This window comes from Phytoactinopolyspora endophytica, assembly GCF_004138495.1.
GTDB lineage: Bacteria > Actinomycetota > Actinomycetes > Jiangellales > Jiangellaceae > Phytoactinopolyspora > Phytoactinopolyspora endophytica.
Window position 1 is genome coordinate 473272 of the sequence record NZ_ML142850.1, and the last position, 1624, is coordinate 474895.

Annotated in this window: 2 protein-coding genes; both read left to right on the plus strand. The window is 72.3% G+C overall.

The features are described 5' to 3' along the window. The coding region (locus tag ELR45_RS05460) for a dihydroxyacetone kinase family protein (protein ID WP_240759174.1) at positions 1–1447 on the plus strand (1447 nt) is incomplete at its 5' end. Positions 1448–1467: 20 nt separating this feature from the next. Continuing rightward, a partial coding sequence (locus ELR45_RS42510) for an RpiB/LacA/LacB family sugar-phosphate isomerase (RefSeq protein ID WP_420813826.1) occupies positions 1468–1624 on the plus strand: 157 nt, incomplete at its 3' end.

Sequence of the window (1624 nt, forward strand, 5' to 3'; positions counted from 1 at the left end):
CGTCACCGACGACGTCTCCAGCGCCCCGCCCGAGGAACGCTCCAGCCGCCGCGGCATCGCCGGAGACCTGGTCGTGTTCAAAGCCGCCGGCGCCGCCGCCGCCCAGAAACGGCCGCTCGACGACGTCGTACGGATCGCCTCCAAGGCCAACGACCACACCCGCTCGTTCGGCGTCGCCTTCAGTGGGTGCACATTGCCGGGCGCGGAACAGCCATTGTTCACCGTGCCCGACGGACGCATGGCCGTCGGCATGGGCATCCACGGCGAGCCCGGCATCGACGAGACCGACGTGCCCAGCGCCGACGAGCTGGCGGATCTGCTCGTCGACACGATCCTGAAAGAGGTCCCGGAAGGCACCGGCACCTCCCGCGTCGCCGTGATCCTCAACGGCCTCGGATCCGTGAAGTACGAGGAGCTCTTCGTCGTCTACCGGCGCGTCGGCCAGCTGCTCTCGCAACGCGGCCTGGACGTGGTGGAGCCCGAGGTCGGCGAGCTGGTCACCAGCTTCGACATGGCCGGCGTGTCCCTCACCCTGGCCTGGCTGGACGGGGAGCTCGATGAGCTGTGGCGGGCGCCCGCCGCGTCCGCCGCCTACCGGAAGCTCCCCGCACCCACGGCGGAGAACCGCCCAGCCGCCGGACACCACCCGCCGCCCGGCGACCACGCCGACGGCCATGTCTCCCCCGCCGACCTCGGCGAATCCCCCGCCGACATCGGCGAGGCCGACCTCGATGACCTTCCCGTCCCACCCGCCGGCGCCGACTCACGCGCGGCGGCGCCGATGGTCCTCTCGGCCCTCGACTCGATCCGTGCGGTCCTCGACGCGCAGACCGACGAGCTCGGCCGGCTCGACGCCATCGCCGGCGACGGCGACCACGGGATCGGCATGCAACGCGGCGCGACAGCGGCACAGAAGTCAGCCCACACCTCCACCCACCAGGGCGCCGGCGCGGGCACCACGCTCGCTCGCGCGGCGGACGCCTGGGCTGACCGCGCCGGCGGCACATCCGGCGCGCTATGGGGCGTCATCCTCCGTGCGATCGCCGACGAGCTCGGCGACGACGACGCACCCGATCGGACGCGCCTGAGCACCGGTGTCCGGGCCGCGGCCGCCAAGGTCAGCGAGCTGGGAGGGGCTCAGGTCGGAGACAAGACCCTGCTCGACGTCCTCGTCCCGTTCGCCGAAGTGCTGGCCGCCCACGTCCGGGACGGCGACGACCTGCGCGCCGCATGGACCGCGGCGGCCGACGTCGCGCGCGAAAGAGCCGAGGCCACCGCCGCGCTGGCGCCGCGGTTGGGCCGCGCGCGTTCGCACACCGCCAAGAGCGTCGGCTCCCCCGACGCCGGCGCCGTCTCGCTCGCGCTCATCACCGAAGCCGTCCGCGACGCCCTGTTCTCCAGCGATTCCTCCGCTGACTCATCCAGTACCTCATCCGGCAACAGCTGATCCACGACCTAGGAGCAACGTTGACTGACAAGCTGCGGATCGTCGTCGGAGCCGACGACGCCGGATTCGCCTACAAAGAGGCCCTCAAGGCCGACCTCGAGGCCCACGAGCTCGTCGAGTCGGTGACCGACGTCGGCGTGGACGAGGCGGGACACACCCCCTACCCCACGATCGCGA